This window comes from Azospirillum mesophilum (genome assembly GCF_053470405.2).
This window is the reverse complement of record NZ_JBPXMQ020000039.1, coordinates 1-25,665: the sequence shown is the minus strand read 5'-3', so window position 1 is coordinate 25,665 and position 25,665 is coordinate 1. Positions and strand designations below refer to the sequence as shown.

Genomic DNA, 25,665 nt, shown 5'->3' with positions numbered 1-25,665 from the left:
CGGCCGATCCAATGGATTGCCCGGAGTCCGCATGATAGAGTGTTGCGATGATCAAAATGCTGCGTGGTGCATCCTATCTGCCGAAAGGGGCGCCGATCTACGTCTTCGGTGCTGGCAAGGCCGGCCAGGTCCTCGTCAAGGAGTTGCGGAAGGACCGCTCTGTCCAGCTCCAGGGCGTTCTCGACAACTTCAAGACGGGCGAGATCGAGGGCGTGCCGATCCAAAAGGCCAGCGAGTTCCTGAAGGATCCGGCGGGAGCGTCGGTGATCATCGGGAGCATGTATGTCGATGAGATCGCCAAGCAGCTTGCCGATGCGGGCTGCCAGGACATCTACAATGGTTATCACCTCGCCCTGGCCCTGATCGACCGCGACGCCTTGCGGCGGATGGCCGCCATGGCCGGCGGGGTGCTGGCTCTGCTGGTCGGCGTCCTCTGGCTGCTTCTCGCCTAAATCCCGACCCCGAGCCCAGCGGAGACGACACCATGCCCAGCTTGCCCCCGGCGGCGAAGCCGAACTACTTCAGCTTCGGATATGTCCCCAGCGGATCGCTGCGCAACGATTGGAGCGGGCGGCTGTTCGGGGCTCCGAACCTGCTCAAGCGCCTTCAGGCGCCGGAAATCCTTGCCGCCCTTGCCATCGACCCGGCCGACCGCGTGCTCGACCTCGGCTGCAGTTCCGGCTACATCACCATCGAGATGGCCAAGCTGGCCGCCGAGGCGGTGGGGGTGGACATCAACCCCTACGTCCGGACCATCCGCATCCCCGGCAGCCTGATCGGCCGATTGAGCTTTGAATGCGTCAGCGGCACCGCCCTTCCCTTTCCCGACGGCCATTTCGACAAGGTGCTGGCGTCCGAAGTGCTGACGATGATCGACGAGCCGCCCCATTTCCTGGCGGAGGTCCGCCGGGTCCTGAAGCCGGGCGGGCGGTTGGTCGTCGTCAACGGCGTCGGTCCCATTCCGATCCGTGACGCCTACCGGGACGGCAGCCCGCGCCTGGAGGAACTGCGCCGCCGCTACGGCAACCGGGTCCCCGCCAGCTACGACGACTACGTCGCCGGCCTGCTCGGGGTTGCCGGTACCGCCACGCCGCGCTTCCTGGAACGGGATGAAGTGATCCGCCTGGTGGAAGACAACGGCTTCCACATCCAGGACGCGCGGCATTCGCCCCGGCGGGTGGCCGGGGACCGTTACGCCTGGGAGCAGTTCGAGCTGTTCATCCGCGAAGGCAAGGTCGTGACCCTCGACAGCTTCCTGCCGAAATTCCTGTCGCTGTCCTTCTTGTCGCTGTTCGACCGGGCCGACTACAAGGGCGGTCTGATCATTACCGCCGAGATGCCGCCGGCGTGACCCCCTGACCATGCCGCCGCTCCGACCGGCCGACCCGATTGCCGAGCACGGTTTCGCCAAGGTCATGGGCAGGACCGCGCGCGTCTCCGCCGTCATCCCCTATTACCGGCGCCGGGATGTCCTTCTGCGATGCCTGGCCTGCCTGCGCGCCCAGGACCGGGAGGAATGCGCCGCGCACGAGCTGGAAGTCATCGTGGTCGACGATGGCTCCGGCGACGACGTCGAGGAGCACCTTCCGCCCGACGTGCTCTACATCCGGCAGCGCCGCAACGGCTTCGGCGCCAGCCGGGCGCGCAACACCGGGGCCAGGCTCGCGAACGGCCGCTACCTGCTTTTCCTCGATCCGGACATCCTGGTCGGTCCGGGGCACGTCGGCGCCGTCCTGCGCGCCTTCCGCGCCTTCGGTGAACGGGCGGTGCTGGCCGGGCATGTTTCCAGCTATTACTTCGAAGGAAGCCCCGATCCGCGCCAGCAGTTCGGCGTCTGGGAACGCCCCGACCGGCCGACGCGGCGCTTCTACCAGCTGGCCAGCGGCAACATGGCCATCTCCCGCGCGCTGTTCCTGGAAACCCCCGGCTTCGACGAGGACCTGATCTACGGCGAACTGGAGGACACGCTGCTGGGCTGGCACATCGGGCAGCTCGATGGGACAAGCATCGTCTTCAGCACGGCCATGGCCGCCCGCCATGTCCCGCATCCGCCGGGTCCGGCCCACGCCGACGGTGCCCGGACGCGGGAGATCCTGAAGCGGAAATGGCCGGCGTTCCACGATGATTTCTTCGGACGCTCGTCACGATGACCGGCACCACGACTCCCACTCCGGGAAACGCCGCGCAAGACATCCCGATGGATGTCGAGGCGTTGCTGGCCCGTTTCGAAGCCTACCGGCCGCCGCCCGCCCCCGGCCCGACCCCGTTCTGGCCACCGCGCGTTCGGCCGGCACGCTGGCGCGGCAACCGTCGTGACGTCGCGACCGACGCCATCCACTATGACCGTGCCGAAATTGCCGCCCTTCTGGCCCTTCTCGACCGGCAGGGCGTCGGGCGCGGCCGGGTCCTGCTGTCCGACTTCTACAGCGGGCTGACGACCCTGTTCTGGGGCATGCGGTTCGACGAGGTGTTCACCATCAGCGTCCGCGACCACGGCGAACCGGTGCTGTCGGACGGACGGCACACCATTTTCTTCGGGCGGGTCGGCGACATGCCGTTCCTCCACGGCATGGCCGCCCGGACCGGCGTTCTCGACGCGCTGCTGATCGACGGAACCGTCCGCTACGACCTCGTCATGATCCTGTATTACACGTTCCGTCCGCTCGTGCGGGACGGGGGGCTGGTCGTGTTCTTCCACACCGAAGACGGCCACACCGAAGACGGCCACACCGAAGACGGCCACACCAAAGACGGCCACACCAAAGACGGCGGCGACCCCAGCGGCGGCGTGCCGCGCTTCCTTGCCGGCCTGCGCTCGGGCGACATCGACGGCATCGCCCATGCGGTGGAGAATCTGGGGATCCCCGGCGGTCTCGGCATCGCCTATGAAAGGATCGTCGCATGAGCGCTCGTCGCCTGCCCCACTCCGTGCTGGCGATGCACGACCCCATCCAACTCCCTCCAGGCCGTCCCATTCGCATCATCGGCGAGGACGAGGCCGCCGGCCACCGCCTGCGCGACGCGGTCGCGGCATTGCCCGGCCGGCACCTCCTGGCCGACGCCGGGGCGATGCGCCCCGGCACCGTCGTGGTCACCACATCCGATCCCGCCGGAGCCGGGGACATCCGGGATGCCGACCTCGTCTATGACGCCCGCCCTTATCTGCGCCGGCGCGGCGACCAGGACGCGGCGGCCGGCCTGCTCGGCGCCCTGCTGCGGGCCGGAACGGTCGTCGATGACCGCCATCTCCTGCACGGGCCGGAAGACTTCCACAAGCTGCCGCAAGGACGGCCGATCCACATTTACGGGACCGGGACGGGCGGGCGCGTCGTCCGCGGTGCGCTGGAAAGCGCGGGCATCGCCCTGGCGGCCTTTGTCGACAGCTGGCAGGACGGGGAGCTTGACGGCTTGCCGGTCATCCGCGCCGCGGCCTTCCTGAACGGCGCGGCGCGGGAGAGCACCATCGTCATCGCCAGCCAGGCCTGGGCGGACATCGAGCGGACACTGATCGCCGGTGGGGTTACGGACGCCTTCAACGCCCTTCCCATCGTGCGCCGGCATTTGTGGGACGAGTACTGGGCGCGGACCCATGCGCGGGCGGGAGGCGCCGCATGAGTCCGATGCGGATCCTGACCGTGGTGGGCGCCCGCCCGCAGTTCGTCAAGGCTTCGGCCGTCAGCCGGGCACTGGCCGAGGCCGGGGCCGCCGAGACGCTGGTGCACACGGGCCAGCATTTCGATTCCGGCATGTCCGAGGTGTTCTTCGCCGAGCTGGGATTGCCGGAGCCGCACCTCAACCTCGGCATCCACGGGGGCGGGCACGGGGCGATGACCGGCCGGATGCTGATGGCGCTGGAAGAGGTGATCGGGCGGGAAGCACCCGACTGGGTGCTCGTGTACGGCGACACCAATTCGACCCTTGCCGGTGTCCTGGCCGCGGTGAAGCTTCGGGTGCCGGTGGCCCATGTCGAGGCCGGGCTGCGCTCGTTCAACCGGGCCATGCCGGAGGAGATCAACCGCATCGTCGCCGACGAGTTCAGCAGACTGCTGTTCTGCCCCACCCAGGCGGCGGTGCGGAACCTGGCCCGCGAAGGCATCACGGCCGGCGTCCATCATGTCGGCGACGTCATGCTGGACGTCGCGCGCCAGCTGGCCGAGACGGCGCGGGTGTCCTCGACCATCCTGGAACGGCTCGGCGTGGAGAAAGGGCGGTTCGCCCTGGCGACCGTGCACCGGGCCGAGAACACCGACGACCGCGAACGGTTGAGGGAAATCCTCGCCTACTTGAAGGCACGGGCGCAGGACGATCCCGTCGTTTTGCCGCTGCATCCGCGCACGCGACAGGCTGTGGAGGAAGCCGGTCTGTCCCTCGACGGGCTGATGGTGATCGCGCCGGTTGGTCCGTTGGACATGGCGCGGCTGCTGGACGGCTGCACCGTCGTGCTCACCGATTCCGGCGGCCTCCAGAAGGAAGCCTACTTCCACGAGAAGCCTTGCGTCACGCTGCGCGAGGAGACCGAGTGGACCGAGACCGTCGAGGCGGGCTGGAACCGGCTCTGGCGTGGCCCGGACTACCGGCCCCGGCGGCCCATCCCCGATTACGGCGACGGTTCGGCCGCCCGGTTGATCGCCCGGCTTCTGACGGGCGGACGGGCCTGACGCGGTCCGTCCTATTGCAGGTCCAGGATCCGCCGCCCCTCGGCCAACAGGTAGCGGTCCACCGCCGACGGCGCCGTTCCTCCCGTCGCCGCCTCGACATGGGCAAAGCGCAGCACCGTGGCCTCGCGCAGGCGCAGCAGCAGGCGGGCAGCCGCGTTGGTCAAAGCGCCATGGGCTCGTGGTGACGGCGGTGCCGGTTCGATGATCGTCCGTTCCAGATCCCCGATGAACGCGCGGTAGCTCCACCGGCCCGAGGCGATGATGTCCTCGTAAGCCTGCTCGGCGATCCGCGCGGTCAGCGCCTCGTCGGCCAGGGCATCCAGAACCTCGTCGAGGTTGGAATAGTCCTTCCGGACGGGAATGTAGTGGCGCCACGGTTCGAAAATGCCGTTGTAACGGCCTTCCAGAAGGACTTGGCAGGTCCGCGTCATGCACGCCTCGAAATGCCGTGGCGACAGGCAGGCCAGGTCGATGGCGTGGTCCTGGTCGGGGAAGCAGGCCGCGCGCGTTTCCTCGAAGGTGGCGTCGGGATGGGCGCGCAGATGGGCTTCGACGCGCGCCCGGACCGATCCGTCCCAGTCGCACAGGCTGGCGCCGCCCTCGACACCCAGGACGGCGCGGCAGCGCAGCAGGAATTCGAACCAGCGGTCGCCGATCAGGAAATCCTTGGCGTCCACGGCGTTGATGTCGACCCGCAGGCCGCGCCGCCGCGCCGCCGCGCCGACCTCCTGCCCGATGCGCACCTTGTGGGTGCCGTACTCCCCCAGCCAGTGCGGGTTGTTCCAGGCGCGGTAGCCGATGTCGATGTCGCGCGGTGGCCTGGGCATGCGCGCGATGCGCTCCAGGCGGTTCTCGTCGGCATAGCCGGTCAGGGCCGTGCGGAACCCGACACGGCCGGGATCGAGCCCGGGATAGATCGTCGGCCAGTCAGCGGGTTCGGCGCAGCTCAGCACATGCGTGATCCCGACCGCTTCCAGGAAAGGCACGACGATGTTCATGTTCATGAACTCGTCCTGGACGACAGCGATCTTCGGGCAGTCGCGGTCGCGCAGGCGCAGACAGGGACCGGCCCGGAACGCGAAGAGCCCCGGATCCCAGTGCATCGACAGGAAGATCGTGTCGAAGACGATGGCGTCGATGTCGAGCCGGTCCAGCACCCGCCACGGCACCCCGTACCCGACATTGATGTAGAGGACATGGTGCTTCGAGTACCGCCCCCAACTGTAGACATGCGCCTCGTTGGACGAGCGCAGCGGCAGCGAATGGCGGGCGTTGTAGAAGACGACGATGGTCCGCCGGTCGTCGCCCATGGGCCGGGTGTTCGTCACGGGAGCGGCCACATCAGACGGCGTACCCGGACCGCAGGGCGGCATGGACGGCCGCAACGATCCGCTCCTGTGCATCCGCTTCCAGATAAGGGTGCATCGGCAGGCTCAGGACCGAGGCCGCCAGCCGTTCGGCCACCGGCACGCCGCCCAAGGCGACCGGGCAGCGGGCATAGCCCTGTTGCCGGTTCAGCGGAATCGGGTAGTAGACGGCGGTGGGGATGCCGGCGGCCTTCATGCACGCCGCCAATGCGTCGCGCCGTTCGCTCCGCATGGTGTACTGCGCCCAAACCGAGGTCGCGCCGGGCATGATCACGGGCGTCCACACCCCATCGCAGGACGCCAGTCCGGCGGAGTAGACCCCGGCGATGCGGGACCGCGCCTCGATCTCCGCCTCGAACACGGCGAGTTTCTCGATGAGGATGGCGGCCTGGATGGTGTCGAGCCGGGAATTCAGGCCGAGCCTGACGTTGTCGTACTTGTTCGATCCCTGGCCGTGCACCCGCAGCGAGCGCAGCATCGCGGCCAAGTGGTCGTCGTCGGTGAGGACGGCGCCGCCGTCTCCGTAGCAGCCGAGCGGCTTGGCGGGGAAGAAGCTGGTGGTGGTCGCGTCGCCCAGCCCGCCGACGCGCCGGCCGGACAGCGTGGCGCCGAAGCTCTGCGCCGCGTCGGCCAGGACGAACAGGGTGTGGGCGTGGGCGATGGGCAGAATGCGCTCGTAGTCGGCAGGCTGGCCGAACAGGTCGACGGGAATGACGGCCGCCGGCCTGAGGCCGGAGCGCCGGGCCGTGTCGATGGCGGCTTCCAGGCTGGCCGGCGCCATGGTGAAGGTGTCTTCCGTGACGTCGACGAAAACCGGCGTAGCCCCCAGGAGCGCCGGAGCCTCGGCCGTGGCGGCGAAGGTGAAGGCCGGAACGAAGACCGCGTCCCCGGGACCGATGCTCCGCGCCATGAGGGCCAGTTGCAGCGCGTCCGTGCCGTTGGCGCAGGTTACGCAATGGCGGACCCCGGCGAACGCCGCCAGTCTGGCTTCCAGTTCCTGCACCTCCGGACCCATGATGAAGCCGCCGTGCTCCAGCACCCGGCCGATCGCCCGGTCGATGCGGTCGCCAAGGCGCAGGCGCTGTGCCTGAAGATCGATGAAGGCCAAGTGCGGCGGCTGTGCGAGACCAGGCATGTTCTCTCCGTCAGGCGGCTGCCCCGCCTTGCAGGCTGGCCTTTCCCAAGCGTCCCGAAAGGGCTGCGGAATCGGGCGCAAGCCGCACCACTACCCCTGGCATGCTTAACAAGTGGTAATTCGTCCCGGCCTGGAGTGATGTGCTCTTAGCGCAGGCGGACGCGCAGCGAGGTGAAGATGGCGGCGGGGGGGCGGGGCGTGCCGTCCTCCAGGGTTTCCAGCAGTTCGATGGCGCTGTGGCCGCTGCAGGCGATGGTGACGCTGTCGGACTGGCGTTGCAGCACCTGGCCCGGTCGGCCGTGGTAGGTCACGGGCAGCGGCCGGGCCCGCGCAATGGTGATCCGCCGCCCCTCGTGGACGGTGAAGGCGCCGGGATAGGGGAACGACTGGGCGCGGATGAAGTTGTGGAGCGTGGTCGCGTCCAGGCTCCAGTCGATCAGCCCGTCCTCGGGAAGCCGCTGGGCGGCGAAGGTCGCCTGCGCATGGTCCTGGGGAACGGGAAGGATGGTGCCGTCCAGGAAGCCCCGCCAGAACCCCGCGAGCCGGCCGGCCACCGCATCCTCCAGGCGTTGCAGGACGTCGGCGATGGTGTCGTCCCCGTCCACCGCCACCTCCACCGTGCCGATGACCGGCCCGTCGTCCATCCCGTATCCCATGACGAAGACCGTTGATCCCACGGTCGTGTCGCCGTTGATCAGCGCCCAGACGAGCGGTGCCCCACCCCGGTACTTCGGCAGTCGCGAATTGTGGATGCCGACGATGCCGCCGGGCACGGCATCGATGGTCTCCCGGTCGAACAGCCAGTACCATCCGCACACGAAGCAGATGTCCGGGGCGTAGTCGAGAATGGCCCGCTTGGCGGCGTCGCGGGATGCGCAGACATCCACCGCCATCCCGCTCTCGGACGCATAAGCGCGGATCAGCGGCAGCACGCTGCGGGCATCGGCCGAATCGTCGATGGTCAGCACATGGCCGATGGCCGTCGGCGTGGCCGCCTTCAGCACCCGCAGCACCCGCAGCCCGAACGCCTTGCTTCCCAGAAACAGGACCCGAGGGTCCGCCATGTGCTCCGCCTCCCCTGCCGCTCCGGCGGCCGGATCGGGCACACCGCAAAAAGCCCGGCACCATCGCCCAGGACGGCTTCTCTGGCAATAGGGCCGGGATATCCCGGCTATTCCCCCGCCCCGGCGGGCCGGAGGTCGGCGGGCCACCAGTCGCGCCATGCTTTCCCCTCGAGCAGGGGGAAGCCGTTCAGCGCCGTGGACATCCCGTGCGCGATCAGCCGTGTGTCGATCTCGTGCCAGTGCTGGCTGGCGATGATCACCGTCTCGCCCCTGCTGGCGGCCAGAACGCTGTCGACCGTGTGGACCGGCAGACCGTCCAGCGTGCCGGCCTTGTGCGTGTCGACGAAGCCGGCGACGGTCCGGCCGGCCGCGCGGACCAGGGCCGCCATGCGTTGCCCCCCTTGTCCCGCGCCATAGACGAGGACGGGCCGGTCGGCCGGCAGCCTGTCCAGGTCCTCGGTCGTCGCGATGATCGAACGGGCGTCCGTCGTGTATTTCGCGATCATCGCGTCGGCCGCTTCGGTCTGGCTCATGACCCGTGCCGGCGCCCGCTGCTCGTCCAGCGCCCGCGCGACGTGCGGGAAGGCGTTGACCAGGAAGCGGAACCCCGCCGCCCTGAGCGTCGCCGCCACGTCCTGCCATGACTGGGCCGTCAGGATGATGATGGCGGATCGGTCCCCCTCGGCGAGCAGTTTCTCGGTGCCGAGGATCTCCAGGCCGCAATGGGAACCGGCCTTGTGGCTGTCGATGAACGCGTCGACGGCGAATCCACCGCCGTCCTTGAAGGCGTCCTCGATGGCGGCCTTGACCAGGGCGCCACCGGTTCCGGCACCGAAGATGTAGCCGCGTCCGCCGCGCGGAAGCTGCCGGGCGAAATCAGCCAGCGTGACCTGCTCGTCGTAGGCGTCGTGGACCAGGTACGACGCCGTCGTGTCGATGGTGTGCACGCCCATGTGCCCGAGCGGCTCCGGCGTGACGGTCGCGACGTCGCACTCGCGGAAGGACGCGGGCGTCAACTCCAGCACCTCGCGGAACGTCAGCGCGTAGCCGTAGCGGAGCGAACAGTCCTGCGCCGGGCGGATCAGCCGGCCATCCTGAAGGAACGGTCGGCCGGCCGGGCGGGCGCGGCGGACGTCGGACACCACGGGGTTGCCGGGATGCGCCGTCCATGGGCCGGCCGGATGCTCCGCGTGGAAAACGTGCAGCTCGTCCCAACTCGACGCGCCGTGGGCCGCGATGTTGGTGAACATCCAGAGCCGCCCGCCGTGTTCGATGATGGTGGCGTCCACCGCCTCCACCCCGGACATCAGCACGGCGTCGAGTTCCCAACGGTCGGGGAAGCCGACGCAGCGGTAGAGTTCCAGCGTGCCGTTCTGCCGCGTCTCCGGCACCATGTAGAGAGCGCCGCCCCAGGCGAAGACATACGGGTAGGAGAGATGGTAGGGCCGCCGCAACGCAACGGCGGGCTCCGAGAAGCGCCCGCCGCCCAGAACTTCGACGACGGAAACCACCCCCTTGCCCTCGGCCTGGGAATAGTCCTCGAAGAACAGGAAGGTCCGGCCGTCCCGCTCCCACAGGAAGGGGTCCGCGTACCAATGCCCGAAGGGAGCGTGGAGCGTCCATCCGCCGGGCGTGCGCAGCGCGTCGGCGAGCGGCACGCCGGGCTGGCGCGGCCGGACGACGACGCTCCACCGCCAGTCGACCGGCTGCGCCCGGCGACGGTCTTCGAGCATGGCGTGGAAGCGAACCATGGCGATGTTGTCGGGCGTCCGGTAGAGCGTGCCGACCGGGTCGTTCCGCTGCGCGGCCCGCGCCTCGGCGGCGACGCGCTCCCACCCGTGCCGGTGCACCCGGCGCAGCACGCGGCCCACGAAGGTTGCCGCCTTCCAATAAGCCTGGTTGCGGTTGCCCGCCAGGGAGAACTGGTTGGTGGCGCCATCGGACCGGTAAAGCGGCAAGCCGCTGTCGAGGCTCTCGTCCAGTGCCTGCAGGATGACGCCGGACACCGGGTTGCCCTCGTAAATTTCCCAGAACAGCGCCGGGCCTCCGCGGTAGCGGCGGTTGTCCCCGTGATGGAAAGACCAGACGCCGTAGCGCGCCGCCGACAGCACGTCCCCGCGCAGGATGCGGAAGCCGAAGCGCAGCAGCACGTCGAGCTTGAGCGCGCGGATGCGCGCGACGTCCGCATCACTGAAACGGTCGGAGTAGCGGGTTTCGAGGGGGGTGACGGTCAGCATCTCGGCCCCCGCCACCAGCGGCGAAATGTCGACCGCCGCGAACGCGTCGGGCTGCGGCGTGTTGGATTCCCGGTCCTCGCGTTGGTACCGCCAGAACATCTGGCGGCGCGCGGCGTCGGCCTGCTCGGCGGGGTCAGGCTCGGCCGCCGCGCGCGGGGCGCGGACCACGACCGCACACAGTTGGGCGCAGTCGGTGTTCCGGATCTCCTCCAGAATCCGCGCGATCCACGCGCGCTTTTCAAGACCATCCACCAGCACGCCGACGCGCAATGGGGTCATCAAACACCCGCCTTCAGTCCAAGTGAGTTGCGCCGGCGCCATACCGTTCCCGGCACGGCTGCCGAAAGCCGGCAACCACGTGAGTCTCGGCCATGCGGCAATACCGGACGTGTATGGTGGCAGACTATCATAGGGCCGCCACCCCCCAAAGGGCGGCGCATGAGCGCTTCAGGTCCGGCCGGGCGCATCGCCCCCTCCTGCATCTTGCTCTGCAAGAGGCTGTCGAGTTCGACCAAAAGCGTTTATTGGTATCCGAATTTGGATTCCTGTGGAACCACCGGCCAGGCTTCGCCGCTTTCACAATCTTAAGCGGATGAAATTGCCGGGCATTTCCCGGTCAGAGCGCCGATTTATGAAATCCTTAACCGTGTGGCGGCGACAGTATCGCCGGTTGCCGCACGCGCCATGCCGAGTGGCGCCCATTGTCCGGGGAATGTTCATGAAACCTTTCGCACTGATCGGTGCTGCTGGCTACATCGCGCCGCGCCACATGAAGGCGATCAAGGACACGGGGAACGACCTTGTGGCCGCCCTGGACCCCAAGGACAGCGTGGGCATTCTCGACAGCTATTTCCCGGACACCCACTTCTTCACCGAGTTCGAGCGGTTCGACCGGCACATCGACAAGCTCCGCCGCAGAGGCAAGCCGGTCCGCTACGTGTCGATCTGCTCGCCCAACTACCTGCACGACGCTCACATCCGCTTTGCGCTGCGCACCGGCGCCGATGCCATCTGCGAAAAGCCGCTGGTGCTCAATCCCTGGAACATCGATGCCCTGGCCGACATCCAGCGGGAGTCGGGCCGCCGCATCTTCAACGTCCTCCAGCTCCGCCACCACGAGGCCATCCAGGCGCTGCGGGCCAAGGTCGCCCGCCTGCCGGAGGACCGGATCCACGACGTGGACCTGACGTACCTGACCTCGCGGGGGCGCTGGTACCACGTGAGCTGGAAAGGCAACATCGAACAGTCCGGCGGCATCGCCACCAACATCGGCGTCCATTTCTTCGACATGCTGGCGTGGGTCTTCGGCCCCCGGCGCTCCTGCACGGTGCACATCCACAAGCCCGACGTGGCCGCCGGCTATCTCGAATTCGAGAGGGCCCGGGTGCGCTGGTTCCTGTCGATCAACCCCGACCATCTTCCCGCCGAAGCCCGCGCCGCCGGCAAGCGGACCTTCCGCTCGATCGTCATCGACGGCGAGGAACTGGAGTTCAGCGAAGGCTTCACCGACCTCCACACGGTCACCTACGAACGCATCCTCGCCGGCGAAGGCTATGGCCTGGAGGACGCACGGGCGGCGATCGAGACGGTTTTCGAGGTTCGCACCGCCAATCCCCGGGGGCTTGCCGGGGATTGCCATCCCTTCTGCGCCGGGGTCCTCGCGGAGTAGCGGGGCTCAACAGGGGTTTGGCACAACAGGTTTCAGTGGATGGTCCGGAATGTGTGGAATAGCAGGTGTCGTTCATCTTGGCGGAGCGCCGGTGCCCCATCTCGACCGGGCGCTGTCGGCCATGAGCGGCCTGATCGCGCACCGCGGACCGGATGGTCACGGCACCTGGACGAGCCCGCGCGGCGAGGTCGGCCTCGTCCACCGGCGGCTCAGCATCCTTGACCTCAGCGACGCGGCACGCCAGCCCATGATCAGCCCGCAGGGGCAGATCCTGACCTACAACGGCGAAATCTACAACGCGCCGGAGTTGCGCCGCGCCTGCGAGGCGCAGTGGCGGTTCCGCAGCTCATCCGACACCGAAGTCCTGCTGGCCGGCCATGTCCTGTATGGCGACGCCATCCTGGAAAGGCTGCGGGGCATGTTCGCCTTCGCGCTCTGGGACGAACCGCGCCGACGCCTGTTCTGCGCACGCGACCGGTTCGGCATCAAGCCCTTCTACTACACCGTGGCCGGCGACCTGTTCGTCTTCGCCAGCGAGGCCAAGGCGCTCCTCCCCTTCCTGCCGGAGATCGAGACCGACCCGCTGGCGCTGACCGAATACCTGACGTTCCAGTACACCATCGGCGCCCACACCCTGTTCCGCCACGTTCGCCAACTGCTGCCGGGGCACGCCCTGGCCGTGGAGGACGGGCGCGTGCGCGAATGGCGCTACTGGGATATCTCGTACGACATCGACTTCGACCACAGCCCCACCTACTTCAGCCGGCGTCTGCGCGATCTGGTGGACGAGACCGTCGCCCTGCACCTGCGCAGCGACGTGCCGGTGGGCGCCTATCTGTCCGGCGGCATGGATTCCAGCCTGATCCATTCCCTGGCCACGGCGCACGCCGGCCAGCCGCTCGACGGCTTTCACGGGAAGTTCTCCCAGCCCGCCGGCTACGACGAAAGCGCCCACGCGCGCGTTGCGGCCCAGGCGGCGCAGGGAATGCTCCACGAGGTGGACATCACCCCCGACGACTTCCGCGACAACATCCGGTCGGTCATCCGCGCCCTCGACTATCCCGTTGCCGGTCCCGGCGCCTTCCCGCAGTACATGGTGTCCGCTCTGGCCGCCTCGAAGGTCAAGGTCGTGCTGGGCGGCCAGGGCGGCGACGAAATTTTCGGCGGGTACGCCCGCTATCTCGTCGCCTACTTCGAGCAGTGCCTGAAGGCGGCCATCGAGGGGACCTATGCCAACGGCAACTTCGTCGTCACGGCGGAGTCGATCATCCCCAACCTGACGGTCCTGCAGGAATACAAGCCCCTTTTGCAGGAGTTTTGGCGCGAAGGGCTGTTCGGGCCGCATGACGAGCGGTACTTCCGTCTCGTCGACCAGTCACGCGACATCACCGACGAGGTGCGGTGGGAAGACCTGGACCGGCAGAGGGTGGCCGCCGACTTCCGGGCCATTTTCAACAACCGCGCCAATGTCCGCAAGGAAGCCTATCTCGACAGCATGACGCACTTCGACCTGAAGTGCCTGATTCCGGCGCTTCTGCATGTCGAGGACCGGATGAGCATGGCGCACGGGCTGGAAAGCCGGGTTCCGTTGCTCGACCACCCGCTGGTCGAGTTCGTCGCCACCATCCCGGCCGACGTCAAGTTCCGCGACGGCCGAATGAAGCACCTGCTCAAGGACACCTTTCGCGATGCCCTGCCCGGCCCGGTTCTGAACCGGCGGGACAAGATGGGCTTTCCCGTTCCGCTGAAGGAATGGCTTGCCGGGCCGTTGTCCGGGTGGTTCCACGACGTCTTCGGCACGGGCAAGGCCCTGTCCCGTCCCTACGTCGACAACGGCCGGGTTCTGGCCAACCTGTCGCGCAGCGGGCGATTCTCGCGCAAGACCTGGGGGTTCCTGAGCCTGGAACTGTGGCAACAGGAATTCCACGACCGGGCGCAGGATTTTCGCAACCTGCTGCGCTGACGCGGTTTATCCGGCGTCCCGCTGCATGAACACGGCGTGCCGGCCGATGCAGCGTTCGATCATCGCCAGGTTCCCGCGCGTCCATTCGATGGTCTGTGCCAACCCCTCGCGCAAGGGGACGGACGCCACGAATCCCAGCCACTCCCGCGCCTTGGACGGGTCGCCGTAGCGCCGTCCCGAGTGGTCCCAGGAACGGGCCGGGGCAAGCGCGATGGGGGTCCGGTTGCCGGTCAGTTCGTTGATGGTCTCGGCCAGATCGCGGATTGATGTCTCGACGCCGGAGGCGAGGTTGTAGACCTCCCCCGCCGTGCCCCGCAGCGCACACGCCACCAGACCCGCGACGATGTCGTCGACGTGGATGAAGTCGCGGGTCGCGATGCCGCCGTTTTCCACCGGCAGCGCCTCGCCGTGCAGGGACTTCCACACGAAGGTCGGGATGACGTTGCGCCAGACGGTCGCCGGCGTGCCGCGCCATCGGCCGGCGCCCAGGATCTCGCCGGGACCGTACACGTTTTGGAAGCGGGCCTTGACGAAAGGCACGCCGTGCCGGCCGAAATAATAGTTGCCGTAATACTCGCCGATGATCTTCGAGATCTGGTACGGGCTGTCGAGATGGAGCGGGACCGGGGCGTCCTCGGCGGTGGCCTCGGTCTCGTCGAAGGTCTTCCTGGCCACCGTGCAGCCGGCCGAGGCGTAGACCACCTTGCGCAGGCTTGGCCGGTCCTTCAGCCATTCCAGAAGATGCAGGGTGGTCAGGGTGTTGTTGGCATGATCGGCGACGGGATCATGCATGGAACTCTGGTTGCCGTGATAGGTGGCCAGGTGGAAGACGTAGTCCACCTCCGCCGGCAGCGCGGCCAGCAGCCGCAGGTCGGCGATGGAACCGGGCCGCACGTCGACCGCCGGGTGGACGGGGACGTTGTCCATCTCCGCCGACAGGAGATTGTCGACGATCACGAGGCGGGCCGGGCCGTCGCGCAGAACGCGCCGGCACAGGTTCGACCCGATGAAGCCGGCTCCCCCCGTCACCAGCACGGTGCGGCCGGCGAAACCTTCCGTCATCGCGCTCACTCCGTCGGCTGCCGCAGATGGGTGTAGGTCTGGGTGATGCCGAATTCACGGTACCAGTCGATGGTGCGGGCCACCCCCTCGCGCAACGGCGTCCTCACCGACCATCCGAACTCGTCATGGGTCCGCGAGGGGTCGAGCAGGATGGTGAAGGCATCGTCCGGATGGCGCTCGCGTTCCTCGACCGGCTGTTCGAGGTTGATGCGCAAGGCCCGCACGGTTTCATCGAACAGGTCCTTGATGGCGTGGTCGGAGCCCGAGGAGATGTGGTAGGCGCCATGCCCCCGGCCATCGACCGCATGCAGGACGCAATCCACCAGGTCGTCGATGTAGATGAAGTCCCGCCGGGTCTTCATGACGAAGCACGGTTTTCCCGACGTCAGGCGATGGTAGAAGGTCGGCAGCGGTCCGGACAGATTGCGCGGGCCGTAGGCGTTGGCGAGCCGGAAGGTGACGTAGTCGAGACCGGACAGCGCGATGTACTCCTCGCCGGCGGTCTTGCTGATCGAGTAGCTCGAACCGCCCGGCAGGATCGGGTGGTCGAGCGTGATCGGCTGGGTCAGCGGCTTCAGCCCGTAGCACAGCGCCGTCTGGAAATAGATGAAGCGCCGGCAGCCCGCGGCGACAGCGGCCTGGACCACGTTGGCCGTGCCCAGGGTGTTGGTCCGGACGTCCTCGCTCCAGTTGTCGGGATCCTTGTAGGAGGCGGCGGCATGAACCACCAGGTCGGGCTTGAAATCGCCGATCAGGCTGCGGACCAGAGGGGCGTCGGTGATCGATCCCTCGACGACCTGGAGCTTCGGCCCTGGGGTCAGGTTGTCCCGGCGGCCGGTCGCGTAATTGTCGATGACGGCCACCTCGTCGCCGCGCGCAAGCAGCCGGTCGATCAGGTGAGATGCGATGAATCCGGCGCCGCCGGTGACGAAAATCTTCATTGTCTGCCTCAATCGGATCCCTGGGCCGAGCGCGGCGGGGGACGGCCGCAACGGGTGGGCGGGGATCATCGCTCAACGGGGAAAGACTTTCCAGGCTCATATGCCAGGCTCACCCGGCCTGGCCGTGTGGATGCCGGCGCGCCGAATTGACGATTTGGCAACCAGACTTCCAGCAAGTTCCGCTATGGTCGGCCAGGGAATTCAGCACGGGGGAACGCCCATGACGTCGGGGGGCACGGCAGCCGCGAACAGGCCGGAGGTGTGGGTTCACGAGTCCGCCTACGTCGACGATCCTGTGGAGATCGGCGCGGGCACCCGCATCTGGCATTTCAGCCACGTCCTGCCCGACACCCGGATCGGGCGGGATTGCGTCATCGGGCAGAATGCGTCCATCGGACCCGGCGTGACCATCGGCAACCGCTGCAAGATCCAGAACAACGTCTCGGTCTACAAGGGCGTGACGCTGGAGGACGGGGTCTTCTGCGGCCCGTCCTGCGTGTTCACCAACGTCCTGATACCGCGGGCCGAAATCGACCGGAAGTCGGAATTCAAGCCCACGCTGGTCAGGCGGGGCGCCAGCATCGGCGCCAATGCCACCATCCTGTGCGGCACGACCCTGGGGGAATACTGCATGATCGCGGCCGGCGCCGTCGTCACGCGCGACGTCCCGGCCTATGCGCTGATGGCCGGCGTCCCCGCGCAACGGATTGGCTGGGTCAGCCGCGCCGGCCATACCCTCGGCCCCGATCTCGTCTGTCCGGGCACGGGCGTGCGGTATCGCGAAACCGGCCCCCACGCCATCGAGGAGATCACGGAACGGTGAAGCCCGCCATGCCCCACCCCCGTCCCTTCTGCCGGACCGCGTCGTCATGACCGGGAGGCCGAAGCGTCAGGTCGCCATCGCCCTGCCAAGCCTGGGGGAGGAAGAGTGGCTGGCCCTGCGGGAGCCCATCGAAAGCGGATGGCTCACCCAGGGACCCAAGGTCGCCGCCTTTGAAAAAGCGTTCGCCGAACGTCACCGGGTCCCCCACGCGCTCGCCGCGACGAGCTGCACGACGGCCCTGCATCTGGCATTGGCCGGTTGCGGCATCGGCCCCGGCGACGAGGTCATCGTCCCCGCCTTCACCTGGGTGTCCACCGTCAACGCCGTCCTGTACGTCGGCGCCACCCCGGTGTTCGCCGACGTCGACCGGACGACGTTCAACCTCGACCCCGGCGCGGCGGCCCGCCTTGCCGGGCCGCGCACCCGGGCGGTGATCGCGGTGCATCTGTTCGGCCTGTGCGCCGCGATCGACGACCTGCGCGCCGCCCTGCCGCCGGACGTGGCGATCATCGAGGACGCTGCCTGCGCGGCCGGTGCCGAATACCGGGGCCGTCCCGCCGGGGGGCTGGGCGACGTCGCCGCCTTCTCCTTCCATCCCCGCAAGTCGATCACCACCGGCGAAGGGGGCATGGTCACCACCCGCGACGATGCGTTGGCCGAGCGCATCGGCATCCTGCGCAACCATGGCGCCTCCGTCTCCGAGGAGGTGCGCCACCATGGCCAGCGTCCCTATCTGCTGCCCGATTTCGACGTCCTCGGTTTCAACTTCCGCATGACTGATTTCCAGGGGGCGGTGGGGCTGGTCCAACTCGGCAAGCTCGACCGCTTCATCGCGGAGCGGGCGGCGGCGGCGGCCCGTTACCGGCGCGAACTCGCCGGCCTGGGCTGGCTGCACCTGCCCGACGAACCGGCGGACGGCCGCCATGCCTGGCAGTCCTTCGTCACCCGGGTCGATCCCGACCGCGCCCCGGCGCCCCGCAACGAGATCATGGCCCGCCTGCAGGAACGGGGCATCGCGACGCGGCCGGGAACGCATGCGGTGCACATGCTGGGGTACTACCGCGACCTTTTCGGCTTCCGCCCCGACGATTTCCCGGGAGCGCGGGATTGCGACCGCGACAGCATGGCTATCCCGCTCCACAACCGCATGGCCCCGGACGACTACGCTTATGTCATTGAGGCCCTCCATGGTCTTTGACCACCTGTCGCGCGTTCCCGCCTGGCTCGGCCCCGTGCTGGGAATCGACCTCCCGCCGGAGGGCGAATCCCGTCCGGCGGCCTGGGGAATGGGCCGGCTGGTGCGGCTGAACGGCATCCTGCGCCACGACACCCGCCCATCGGAGGCTCAGGCGCAGACGCGCCGTATGTTCGAATACATCTGGAGCGGCGAGGACCGCTTCCGGAGCGACGCGAGCCGGCGTCTTCTTTCCGACTGGTACCGCACCAACTACGGGGAGGTGGCCGAGGCCCCCTGGTGGGCCGACCATGGGCCGGAGCCGCTGGTGGTCGAGGCGGGGTGTGGGGCCGGCCTCTCGGGTGTCGGCATCCTCGGCGACCGCATTCGGCGGGTGCGCTATCTCGGGGTGGACATCTCGCCCGCGGTCGAAGCCGCGGCGGCGCTCTTCGCCGAAAAAGGCCTGCCCGGGGCCTTCCTCCAGGCCGACCTGACCGACCTTCCGCTTCCCGACGCCTCGGTGGACGTCATCGTGTCGCAGGGCGTCCTGCACCACACGGACTCCACCCGCGGGGCCATCCAGTCCCTGGTCCGCAAGCTCAAGCCCGGTGGACGGTTCCTGTTCTACGTCTACCGGCGCAAAGGACCGATCCGCGAGTTCACCGACGACCACATCCGCGACCGCCTGCAGGACATGCCCCCGGCCCAGGCGTGGGAGGCGATGATGCCGCTCACCCGGTTGGGCAAGCTGCTTGGCGATCTTGGCGTGGAGGTGGACATTCCCGAGCCGATCGACCTCCTCGGCATCCCCGCCGGGCGGATCGACCTGCAACGTCTGTTCTACTGGCATGTGTTCAAGGCTTTCCACCACCCCGAACTCAGCCTCGACGAGCTGAATCACATCAATCTCGACTGGTACGGCCCGCGCAACGCCCACCGGCAGTCGATCGAGGAAGTGCGCGCCTGGTGCGCCGAGGAGGGGCTGGCGATCGAACGCGAACACGTCCAGGACGCCGGGATTTCCGTCATCGCCCGGCGGGGCGGGTGAGCCATGTGCGGGATCGCGGGCTTTGTGAACCTGGACGGAGCGCCGGCGGCAACGGCCCTGCTCAGCCGCATGACGGAACGGCTGGCCCACCGCGGCCCGGATGGCGGGGACGTCCTGACCGACGGCAACTGCGGACTGGGCCACCGCCGGCTTGCCATCATCGACCTGACGGAAGCCGGGCGGCAGCCGATGGTGACCGCCGACGGGCGCTACGCCATCACCTACAACGGCGAGGTCTACAACCATCCCGAACTGCGCGCCGAACTGCAAGCGCGCGGGCACCGGTTCCAGTCGCGCACGGACACGGAGGTGGTCCTGCATGCCTGGGCCGAATGGGGGGCAGGAGCGCTCAACCGCCTGAACGGCATGTTCGCCTTCGCCATCTGGGACCGCCGGGAACGCGAGCTGATCCTGGCGCGCGACCGCTACGGCATCAAACCGCTTTACTGGAGCCGGGCCGGCGCCACCGTGCTGTTCGGGTCGGAGGTGAAGGCTCTCCTCGCCCATGGCGCCCTTGAGGCCCGCATGGACGAGGAAGCCCTGGTCGAATACTTCACCTTCCAGAACTTTCTCACCGACCGGACGCTGTTCAGGAACGTGCAGCTGCTGCCGGCGGGCTGCTTCCTGCGCGTCCGCGCCTCGGGCGACGACGATGCGGCGCGGCTGGAACGCTACTGGGATTTCGCCTTCAGCGAGCCTGCCGAACGCGGGACGACAGAAGACTATGCTGAGGAACTGGACCGCCTGTTCCTCCAGGCCGTCAACCGCCAGATGATCAGCGACGTGCCGGTGTCGGCCTATCTGAGCGGCGGGATCGACAGCGGCTCCATCGCCGCGGTGGCCGCCAGGCAGGTCCCCGACCTGAAGACCTTCACCGTCGGCTTCGATCTGCATTCCGCGTCCGGCCTTGAGCTTGCCATGGACGAACGCGGCATGGCCGAGCACATGTCCTACCTGTTCCGCACCGAGCACTATGAGATGGTGCTGAAAGCGGGCGACATGGAACGGGTGCTGCCGCGCATGACTTGGCACCTGGAGGAGCCGCGCGTCGGGCAGAGCTATCCCAATTTCTATGCGGCCCAGCTCGCCAGCAAGTTCGGCAAGGTGGTGCTGGCCGGGACCGGGGGGGACGAGCTGTTCGGCGGCTATCCCTGGCGCTACTACCGGGCCGTCGTCAACGATGGCTTCGAACAGTATGTCGACAAGTATTTCGCCTACTGGCAGCGCCTCGTTCCGTCCTCCGTCATGCCGAACCTGCTGTGCCCGATATGGCGGGACGTCAGGCATGTCTCCACGCGGGACATCTTCCGCAATGTCTTCAGCCGCCACGCCGACCAGCTGACCCGGCCGGAAGACTATATCAATCACTCGCTCTACTTCGAGGCGCGCACGTTCCTGCATGGGCTGCTGGTTGTGGACGACAAGCTCAGCATGGCCCATGGCCTGGAGACGCGCGTGCCGTTTCTGGACAACGACCTCGTCGATTTCGCACAGCGCTTGCCGGTCGGCTGCAAGCTGGGCAATCTCGGTGAGGTGGTGCGGCTTAACGAGAACACGCCGGGCGACAAGACGCGCCAGTACTTCGAGCGCACCCGCGACGGCAAGCTGCTGCTGCGCCGCGTGATGAGCCGCTATGTTCCCGAAACCATCAGCGAGGGTGAAAAGAAGGGTTTTTCAGCCCCGGACGCCAGCTGGTTCCGCGGCGAAAGCATCGATTATGTGCGGCGGATGCTTCTGGACAGCCGCGCCCGGATCTACGATTACCTCGACTTTCGGACGGTGCATGGGCTTATCGCCAACCACCTGGAAGGGCGCGAGAACCGGCGTCTGCTGATCTGGTCCCTGCTGTCGGTCGAGCAATGGTGCCGGACCTTTCTGGCCGGAGGGGCGCCGCCATGACGCCCTCCCCGGCCGGGAACGACGGCCCGGCCGCCCTGACCTTCGATGTCGACTGGGCGCCGGACTGGTGCATCGACCTGTGCGCCGGGCTCTGCCGGGCGGCAGGGGTGCCCGCCACCTTCTTCGCAACCCACCGCAGCGACATCCTCGCCGATCTCGCCCGCGACCCCTTGTTCGAGATCGGCATCCACCCGAACTTCCTGCCCGGTTCGAGCCACGGTGCCACACCGCAGGCCGTTCTGTCGCATTGCTTGACCATCGCGCCGCAGGCCAGGGCGATGCGCACGCACGGCCTGGTTCAGTCCAGCCCCCTGCTGGCCCTGGTGGCGGATGAATGCCCAGGGATCGTGACGGACGTTTCGCTGTTTCTGCCCTTCCATCCTGGACTGCGCCCGGTCCGCCTGCATTTGGGCCGATCCGGGCGCGGCATCGTTCGGCTTCCCTATTTCTGGGAAGACGACCTCGCCGCGGCCGACCCGTCGTGGAACTGGAGCGCCGAGCCTCCGGCAAGCGAGGGGCTGCGCATCTTCGACTTCCACCCCATCCACGTGGCGCTCAACATGGACGGCATGCATCGCTATTCAGCCTTGAAGGAGACCGCGGGCATCACCCCGCTGTGGGCACTGGATGAAGCCGAAGTTCGCCGATACGCCAACCCCGGCTTGGGGACCAGGACCTTTCTGACCCGCCTGATCGGTGCCGGCGGATCCGGGCGGTTCCGGACCGTCTCGCAGATCGCGGACGGCGTGCCCGGAGCCTGGCCATGAGGGTTGCCGTGATCGGCCGGACGCGCGCGCTGCTTGCTGCGGGTGAACGTCTCCTGGAGCATGGACATGAAATTCCCGTGGTCTGGACCTGCCGGGCCGAGGCGTTCTATGGGGTTGGCCCGGAGGACTTCGCCAAGTTGGCGCGCCGGGCTGGCGCAGCCTTTTTTGATGATCTCGCCATCAACACCCCGGGAAATGTCGCGCGGCTCGCGAGCTTCGGTTGCCGGGCCGCCATATCCATGAACTGGCTTGCGCTGCTCGGGCCGGCACTGCTGGACGCATTTCCCCTGGGTGTCTTCAATGCCCACGCTGGGGACCTGCCGCGCTATCGCGGCAACGCCTGCCCGAACTGGGCCATATTGAACGGCGAACCGCATGTGGGCCTGTGCATCCATCGCATGGCTGAGGAATTGGACGCCGGTCCCGTTGTCGTGCGCGACCGTTTTCCCCTCGGTCCGGACACGTACATTGGGGACGTCTACGCCTGGATGGACGAGCGGATCCCGCAGATGTTCGTCATGGCCATCGACGGCTTGGAGAACGGGACCATCGAGCCCCAGCCGCAGAGCGATGACCCAGCCGCCGCCCTGCGGGTTTACCCGCGCCGGCCTTCCGACGCCCGCATTGACTGGACCGCGCCGGCCGAAACGATCCTGCGCCTCGTGCGCGCTTCCTCGCGCCCCTTCGATGGCGCCTTCACCACGTTGGAAGGCGAGACCCGGATAACCGTGTGGCGGGCACAGCGGACCCAGCATCCGGGACCGTTTCTCGCCGTGCCCGGCCAGGTCTGCTATGGCCTGGACGGGGATCCCGTGGTGGCCTGCGGCGATGGCGTCCTGCGTCTGACGGAGGTTGAAGCGTCGAGGGGCGAAGCCTCGGGCATGCCAGGGAGTGACACAGCCAAGCCCCTGATTCTCAAGAGCCTGCGCAATCGTCTGCTGTAGCTCCACCACATTTCCTCAAGCGGCGGGTTGCGGCCCATCGCCCGGTAGACGTCAAGCAAGATCCCATGCTCCTTCCTGATGCGCAGCGTCCGCCGGGCCTGCTCGTCTACACCGCGAACGGGAACGGCACCGTCGGCCAAGACGCCGCGGCCCCCTGGCCGATGTCTCCGGTTTGTCCGTAGGGCCGCACGCAGGCGTTGCACGTTCTTGCTTGCCAGAATGCCATTGCATGAGTTTGATGCGAATGATCTGAGCATTTTTTAAGAAAATCCTTCGATGAGCTGGACCGCCTTCGAGTATGTCGATGTCAGGATGATCGCCGGGCAGCGCGGGGTCTTCGCGCGCAGGCGCATCAGGGCGGGCACGGTGCTCGGCTTCTTCGACGGCCGGGCGGAGGTGTTCGAGCTGCGGGCCGACGGCTCGGTGGACTGGCGCGGCCTGGATGGGGGCATGTCGATCCATGTGACGGTGACGGACGGCCGCCTCTTCGCCCTGATGCCGATCGACGGGCAGGACATCTCGGGCATCGACTACATCAACCATTCCTGCCGGCCCAACTGCCGGGTCAAGGCCGGCGGCCTGATGGTCGAGGCGTTGCGCGACATCGACATGGGCGAGCAGCTGACCATCGACTACGGGCGCATGGATCTGGTCAAGCTCGGCAAGCCCTGCTGGTGCGAGGCGGTGCCGGATGGCCAACGGTGCGTCCTCTGAGGGCTCTCCTTCCTCTTTTCAAATCACGGGACACGACACATGCTGATGGTGAAAGCGGTTCTTGGGCCGAGCACGGTGCATGGCATCGGGCTGTTCGCTGCCGAGGACATCGCGAAGGGCACGATCGTCTGGCGCTTCGACCCCGGCATCGACCGGCTGTTCACGCGGGCCGAGCGCGACACCGCGCCGCCGGCGACGCGCGCCTTCCTGGAGACCTACAGCTATCCCTACCGGCCCGGCGCCGACGTGCACATCCTGGACGGCGACCACGCCCGCTTCATGAACCACAGCCCGGACCCGAACACCGACAACAACGGCGAATACACCATCGCCTCCCGCGACATCGCTGCCGGGGAGGAGCTTCTGTGCAACTACAACGAGTTCTATCCCGGCAATCCCCTTGTTTAGCGCCCTCCCCCCGCGCGCCTGGCGGTTCCTGGGGCTGGCCGGGCTGATCGGGGCGGGCAACGCCTACGCCTCCACCCTGGCGGCGGCGGCCTTCCTCGGCGTCGCGGGGGCGGAGCGGCTGCCGCTCTACTACGGCCTGTTCGCCGTCCTGTCGGTGCCGGTGTCGCTGGTCCTGTCCACGGTGGTGCACCGCTGGCCGCGCGCCCGGCTGCTCGGTTGGGTGCTGGCGGGGCTGGCGGTGGCCATGCTGGCGGCCATGCTGGCGGGCACTGGGATCGCCGCCCTGGACGACGGCGGCGTCCTGGCCTCGCCCCTGGCTCTGGCACGCTATCTGGCGGTCAGCCTGCTGGAGTTGATGGCCTACAGCCTGTTCTACCTGCTGTTCGCCGAACGCTTCTCCGCCGCCGAAGCCACCCGCCTGAACGCTCCGCTCGCCACCGCCATGGCGGTGGGGGCCACGATGGGCGCGGGGCTGGTGGCCGTGGCGTCCACCGTGGCGCCATCCTCCATGGCGCCGCCCTCTATGGCACCACTGGGGGGCGTGCTGATCCTGCTCGTGACCCTCGCCGCCTTGCGCCGGATCGGTCGGGGCGCCGCGCCGCCGCCCGCCGGGGATGAGCCGGCGGAGGACAGCGTGGCCGCCGGCCTCGCCCGTTTGCCGGAGCTGTGGCGCTGCCACCCCATGGCGCCGTTGCTCGCCGCCAGCCTGTTCCTCAACATCTTCCTGCAGACCCTGGCGGAGTATCTGGCCTTCTCCGTCTACGCCAGCCGCTTTCCCGATGAACAGGCGCTGGGCGGCTTCCTCGGCGCGGTGACCATGGCGTTGAACCTGCTGAGCATGGTGCTGCCGCTGCTGGTGACCCACCCCCTGATGAGGCGCCCGGGGACGGCGCTGAACCGGCTCTACCCCGGCCTGACCTTCCTGTCCTTCGCCGTCCTGGCCGCCGACTTCCGCCTGCCCACGGCGATCCTGGCCCATGTGAATTACGAGGCGTGCCACGCCGCCATCGACCACCCGGTCTTCACCCTGAACTATTACGCCCTGCCGCCCGGGCCGGCGCGGCGCCTCCGCGTCGTCAACGACGGCGCCGTCTACCCCGCGGCCCTGGCCGTCGCCGGGCTTCTCCTGCAGGTCCTCCAGGGGGTGGCGACGCCGTTGCAGACCGCGCTGCTGGGGGGTGGGGTCAGCCTGATCTTCTTCTGGCTGGGCGGAGCGCTGGACCGGCATCATCGCGCTACGCATCAGCGCGAATGATGCGCGGTCGGAAACAGTCGGACCGCTGCGTTCACACGCCACGCCGGCTTCAGCCCTTACGGGCCGAAGCCGGCGCCGTCGCGGCCAATACCAGTTCGAACTGGTATCAGTGTGCGCTGCCGCCGTCCTCGAAGGAGGGGGCCTTGAGGCCGGACTTCTCCAGCTGGGCGACCACCATGCCCTTCAGCCGCTCCAGCCCGGCCTCGTCGAAGGCCTCGGCGCGGGCGACCAGCACGTCCTGGGTGTTGGAGGCGCGCAGCAGCCACCAGCCGTCCGGCGTCGACACACGCACGCCGTCGATGGCGTTGACCGTGGCGCCCTCGGCCGCCAGACGCTCCTTGACCTCCTGCACGACGCGGAACTTACGCTCCTCGTCCACCTGGAAGCGCGTCTCCGGCGTGTTGACCACCGCCGGCAGGCGGTCGCGCAGGCTCGCCAGCGTCACGTCCAGCTTGCTGACCAGCCCGATCAGCCGCACCGCGCAGTACAGCGCGTCGTCGAAGCCGTACCACTTGTCGGCGAAGAAGATGTGCCCCG

23 protein-coding genes and 1 pseudogene are annotated in these 25,665 nt (G+C 68.0%); 17 read left to right on the top strand and 7 right to left on the bottom strand.

Annotation, left to right across the window (positions count from 1 at the left end; genetic code table 11):
* Positions 1 to 47 precede the first annotated feature (47 nt).
* Genes ACSVC7_RS26125 through wecB form a run of 6 tightly spaced genes read left to right on the top strand, consistent with a single transcriptional unit; the run spans position 48 to position 4,658 of the window.
* A complete protein-coding gene (locus tag ACSVC7_RS26125; RefSeq protein ID WP_448207923.1) occupies positions 48 to 452 on the top strand; it encodes a hypothetical protein in 405 nt (134 codons plus the stop codon).
* A gap of 32 nt (positions 453 to 484) precedes the next feature.
* Positions 485 to 1,351 (top strand): class I SAM-dependent methyltransferase, encoded by an 867-nt coding sequence (locus tag ACSVC7_RS26120; RefSeq protein ID WP_448207924.1) that lies wholly within the window; start codon positions 485 to 487, stop codon positions 1,349 to 1,351.
* Between the two features lie 10 nt (positions 1,352 to 1,361).
* The gene (locus ACSVC7_RS26115) at positions 1,362 to 2,150 is read left to right on the top strand and encodes a glycosyltransferase family 2 protein (RefSeq protein ID WP_448207925.1); all 789 of its coding nucleotides are present in this window, start codon (positions 1,362 to 1,364) and stop codon (positions 2,148 to 2,150) included.
* Entirely contained in the window at positions 2,147 to 2,905 is a 759-nt protein-coding gene (locus tag ACSVC7_RS26110; RefSeq protein ID WP_448207926.1) for a hypothetical protein, read from the top strand. Before ACSVC7_RS26115 ends, ACSVC7_RS26110 begins: the two co-directional genes overlap by 4 nt.
* On the top strand, positions 2,902 to 3,615 hold the full coding sequence (locus ACSVC7_RS26105; RefSeq protein ID WP_448207927.1) for a hypothetical protein: 714 nt from the start codon (positions 2,902 to 2,904) through the stop codon (positions 3,613 to 3,615). Before ACSVC7_RS26110 ends, ACSVC7_RS26105 begins: the two co-directional genes overlap by 4 nt.
* Positions 3,612 to 4,658, top strand: coding sequence for a non-hydrolyzing UDP-N-acetylglucosamine 2-epimerase (gene wecB / locus ACSVC7_RS26100; protein WP_448207928.1), 1,047 nt, complete (start codon positions 3,612 to 3,614; stop codon positions 4,656 to 4,658). The genes ACSVC7_RS26105 and wecB overlap by 4 nt, the downstream gene beginning before the upstream one ends.
* 11 nt (positions 4,659 to 4,669) lie before the next feature.
* On the opposite strand, the gene ACSVC7_RS26095 is transcribed toward wecB, so the two are convergent.
* The 4 genes from ACSVC7_RS26095 to ACSVC7_RS26080 all read right to left on the bottom strand — a co-directional run bounded on the left by ACSVC7_RS26095 (position 4,670) and on the right by ACSVC7_RS26080 (position 10,740).
* Positions 4,670 to 5,986, bottom strand: coding sequence for a glycosyltransferase (locus ACSVC7_RS26095; protein ID WP_448207929.1), 1,317 nt, complete (start codon positions 5,984 to 5,986; stop codon positions 4,670 to 4,672).
* 13 nt (positions 5,987 to 5,999) lie between these two features.
* The gene (locus ACSVC7_RS26090; protein ID WP_448207930.1) at positions 6,000 to 7,160 is read right to left on the bottom strand and encodes a DegT/DnrJ/EryC1/StrS family aminotransferase; all 1,161 of its coding nucleotides are present in this window, start codon (positions 7,158 to 7,160) and stop codon (positions 6,000 to 6,002) included.
* A 146-nt stretch (positions 7,161 to 7,306) separates the two neighbouring features.
* On the bottom strand, positions 7,307 to 8,224 hold the full coding sequence (locus ACSVC7_RS26085) for a methionyl-tRNA formyltransferase (protein WP_448207931.1): 918 nt from the start codon (positions 8,222 to 8,224) through the stop codon (positions 7,307 to 7,309).
* A gap of 107 nt (positions 8,225 to 8,331) precedes the next feature.
* Positions 8,332 to 10,740 (bottom strand): glucosamine inositolphosphorylceramide transferase family protein, encoded by a 2,409-nt coding sequence (locus ACSVC7_RS26080; RefSeq protein ID WP_448207932.1) that lies wholly within the window; start codon positions 10,738 to 10,740, stop codon positions 8,332 to 8,334.
* Between the two features lie 439 nt (positions 10,741 to 11,179).
* Here ACSVC7_RS26080 and ACSVC7_RS26075 point away from each other — a divergent pair, with 439 nt between their 5' ends.
* A complete protein-coding gene (locus ACSVC7_RS26075) occupies positions 11,180 to 12,130 on the top strand; it encodes a Gfo/Idh/MocA family protein (RefSeq protein WP_448207933.1) in 951 nt (316 codons plus the stop codon).
* Between the two features lie 49 nt (positions 12,131 to 12,179).
* The gene (asnB, locus tag ACSVC7_RS26070; protein WP_448207934.1) at positions 12,180 to 14,093 is read left to right on the top strand and encodes an asparagine synthase (glutamine-hydrolyzing); all 1,914 of its coding nucleotides are present in this window, start codon (positions 12,180 to 12,182) and stop codon (positions 14,091 to 14,093) included.
* Positions 14,094 to 14,099: 6 nt separating this feature from the next.
* Here the strand turns inward: asnB (ACSVC7_RS26070) and ACSVC7_RS26065 are convergent, their stop codons facing one another.
* Positions 14,100 to 15,155, bottom strand: a complete 1,056-nt coding sequence (locus tag ACSVC7_RS26065) for an NAD-dependent epimerase/dehydratase family protein (protein WP_448207935.1) — start codon at positions 15,153 to 15,155, stop codon at positions 14,100 to 14,102.
* 5 nt (positions 15,156 to 15,160) lie between these two features.
* Positions 15,161 to 16,096, bottom strand: a complete 936-nt coding sequence (locus ACSVC7_RS26060) for an NAD-dependent epimerase/dehydratase family protein (protein WP_448207936.1) — start codon at positions 16,094 to 16,096, stop codon at positions 15,161 to 15,163.
* 220 nt (positions 16,097 to 16,316) lie between these two features.
* Here ACSVC7_RS26060 and ACSVC7_RS26055 point away from each other — a divergent pair, with 220 nt between their 5' ends.
* The 9 genes from ACSVC7_RS26055 (at position 16,317) to ACSVC7_RS26015 (ending at position 25,128) form a co-directional block, all read left to right on the top strand.
* A complete protein-coding gene (locus ACSVC7_RS26055; protein WP_448207937.1) occupies positions 16,317 to 16,919 on the top strand; it encodes an acyltransferase in 603 nt (200 codons plus the stop codon).
* 46 nt (positions 16,920 to 16,965) lie between these two features.
* On the top strand, positions 16,966 to 18,117 hold the full coding sequence (locus ACSVC7_RS26050; RefSeq protein ID WP_483508829.1) for a DegT/DnrJ/EryC1/StrS family aminotransferase: 1,152 nt from the start codon (positions 16,966 to 16,968) through the stop codon (positions 18,115 to 18,117).
* The gene (locus ACSVC7_RS26045; protein WP_448207939.1) at positions 18,107 to 19,141 is read left to right on the top strand and encodes a class I SAM-dependent methyltransferase; all 1,035 of its coding nucleotides are present in this window, start codon (positions 18,107 to 18,109) and stop codon (positions 19,139 to 19,141) included. Before ACSVC7_RS26050 ends, ACSVC7_RS26045 begins: the two co-directional genes overlap by 11 nt.
* 3 nt (positions 19,142 to 19,144) lie before the next feature.
* The gene (asnB, locus tag ACSVC7_RS26040) at positions 19,145 to 21,040 is read left to right on the top strand and encodes an asparagine synthase (glutamine-hydrolyzing) (RefSeq protein ID WP_448207940.1); all 1,896 of its coding nucleotides are present in this window, start codon (positions 19,145 to 19,147) and stop codon (positions 21,038 to 21,040) included.
* Complete coding sequence (locus ACSVC7_RS26035) at positions 21,037 to 21,807, top strand: polysaccharide deacetylase WbmS family protein (protein WP_448207941.1); 771 nt, start codon at positions 21,037 to 21,039, stop codon at positions 21,805 to 21,807. The genes asnB (ACSVC7_RS26040) and ACSVC7_RS26035 overlap by 4 nt, the downstream gene beginning before the upstream one ends.
* On the top strand, positions 21,804 to 22,751 hold the full coding sequence (locus tag ACSVC7_RS26030; RefSeq protein WP_448207942.1) for a methionyl-tRNA formyltransferase: 948 nt from the start codon (positions 21,804 to 21,806) through the stop codon (positions 22,749 to 22,751). The genes ACSVC7_RS26035 and ACSVC7_RS26030 overlap by 4 nt, the downstream gene beginning before the upstream one ends.
* A 276-nt stretch (positions 22,752 to 23,027) precedes the next feature.
* Positions 23,028 to 23,465 (top strand): SET domain-containing protein-lysine N-methyltransferase, encoded by a 438-nt coding sequence (locus ACSVC7_RS26025; protein WP_448207943.1) that lies wholly within the window; start codon positions 23,028 to 23,030, stop codon positions 23,463 to 23,465.
* 39 nt (positions 23,466 to 23,504) lie between these two features.
* Entirely contained in the window at positions 23,505 to 23,873 is a 369-nt protein-coding gene (locus ACSVC7_RS26020) for an SET domain-containing protein (protein ID WP_448207944.1), read from the top strand.
* The gene (locus ACSVC7_RS26015; RefSeq protein ID WP_448207945.1) at positions 23,866 to 25,128 is read left to right on the top strand and encodes a hypothetical protein; all 1,263 of its coding nucleotides are present in this window, start codon (positions 23,866 to 23,868) and stop codon (positions 25,126 to 25,128) included. Before ACSVC7_RS26020 ends, ACSVC7_RS26015 begins: the two co-directional genes overlap by 8 nt.
* A gap of 106 nt (positions 25,129 to 25,234) precedes the next feature.
* Here the strand turns inward: ACSVC7_RS26015 and ACSVC7_RS26010 are convergent.
* Positions 25,235 to 25,665 (bottom strand): annotated as a pseudogene (locus tag ACSVC7_RS26010) (phosphomannomutase); the annotation flags it as partial.

Excerpts from the sequence above, each read along its gene's own strand:
- ACSVC7_RS26085 (WP_448207931.1), bottom strand. The coding sequence starts at position 8,224 with ATGGCGGACCCTCGGGTCCTGTTTCTGGGAAGCAAGGCGTTCGGGCTG.
- ACSVC7_RS26025 (WP_448207943.1), top strand. The coding sequence starts at position 23,028 with ATGAGCTGGACCGCCTTCGAGTATGTCGATGTCAGGATGATCGCCGGG.
- ACSVC7_RS26060 (WP_448207936.1), bottom strand. The coding sequence starts at position 16,096 with ATGAAGATTTTCGTCACCGGCGGCGCCGGATTCATCGCATCTCACCTG.
- ACSVC7_RS26105 (WP_448207927.1), top strand. The coding sequence starts at position 2,902 with ATGAGCGCTCGTCGCCTGCCCCACTCCGTGCTGGCGATGCACGACCCC.
- ACSVC7_RS26080 (WP_448207932.1), bottom strand. The coding sequence starts at position 10,740 with ATGACCCCATTGCGCGTCGGCGTGCTGGTGGATGGTCTTGAAAAGCGC.
- asnB (WP_448207940.1), top strand. The coding sequence starts at position 19,145 with ATGTGCGGGATCGCGGGCTTTGTGAACCTGGACGGAGCGCCGGCGGCA.
- wecB (WP_448207928.1), top strand. The coding sequence starts at position 3,612 with ATGAGTCCGATGCGGATCCTGACCGTGGTGGGCGCCCGCCCGCAGTTC.
- asnB (WP_448207934.1), top strand. The coding sequence starts at position 12,180 with ATGTGTGGAATAGCAGGTGTCGTTCATCTTGGCGGAGCGCCGGTGCCC.
- ACSVC7_RS26055 (WP_448207937.1), top strand. The coding sequence starts at position 16,317 with ATGACGTCGGGGGGCACGGCAGCCGCGAACAGGCCGGAGGTGTGGGTT.
- ACSVC7_RS26125 (WP_448207923.1), top strand. The coding sequence starts at position 48 with ATGATCAAAATGCTGCGTGGTGCATCCTATCTGCCGAAAGGGGCGCCG.
- ACSVC7_RS26065 (WP_448207935.1), bottom strand. The coding sequence starts at position 15,155 with ATGACGGAAGGTTTCGCCGGCCGCACCGTGCTGGTGACGGGGGGAGCC.
- ACSVC7_RS26030 (WP_448207942.1), top strand. The coding sequence starts at position 21,804 with ATGAGGGTTGCCGTGATCGGCCGGACGCGCGCGCTGCTTGCTGCGGGT.
- ACSVC7_RS26020 (WP_448207944.1), top strand. The coding sequence starts at position 23,505 with ATGCTGATGGTGAAAGCGGTTCTTGGGCCGAGCACGGTGCATGGCATC.
- ACSVC7_RS26120 (WP_448207924.1), top strand. The coding sequence starts at position 485 with ATGCCCAGCTTGCCCCCGGCGGCGAAGCCGAACTACTTCAGCTTCGGA.
- ACSVC7_RS26075 (WP_448207933.1), top strand. The coding sequence starts at position 11,180 with ATGAAACCTTTCGCACTGATCGGTGCTGCTGGCTACATCGCGCCGCGC.
- ACSVC7_RS26110 (WP_448207926.1), top strand. The coding sequence starts at position 2,147 with ATGACCGGCACCACGACTCCCACTCCGGGAAACGCCGCGCAAGACATC.
- ACSVC7_RS26050 (WP_483508829.1), top strand. The coding sequence starts at position 16,966 with ATGACCGGGAGGCCGAAGCGTCAGGTCGCCATCGCCCTGCCAAGCCTG.
- ACSVC7_RS26115 (WP_448207925.1), top strand. The coding sequence starts at position 1,362 with ATGCCGCCGCTCCGACCGGCCGACCCGATTGCCGAGCACGGTTTCGCC.
- ACSVC7_RS26035 (WP_448207941.1), top strand. The coding sequence starts at position 21,037 with ATGACGCCCTCCCCGGCCGGGAACGACGGCCCGGCCGCCCTGACCTTC.
- ACSVC7_RS26090 (WP_448207930.1), bottom strand. The coding sequence starts at position 7,160 with ATGCCTGGTCTCGCACAGCCGCCGCACTTGGCCTTCATCGATCTTCAG.
- ACSVC7_RS26045 (WP_448207939.1), top strand. The coding sequence starts at position 18,107 with ATGGTCTTTGACCACCTGTCGCGCGTTCCCGCCTGGCTCGGCCCCGTG.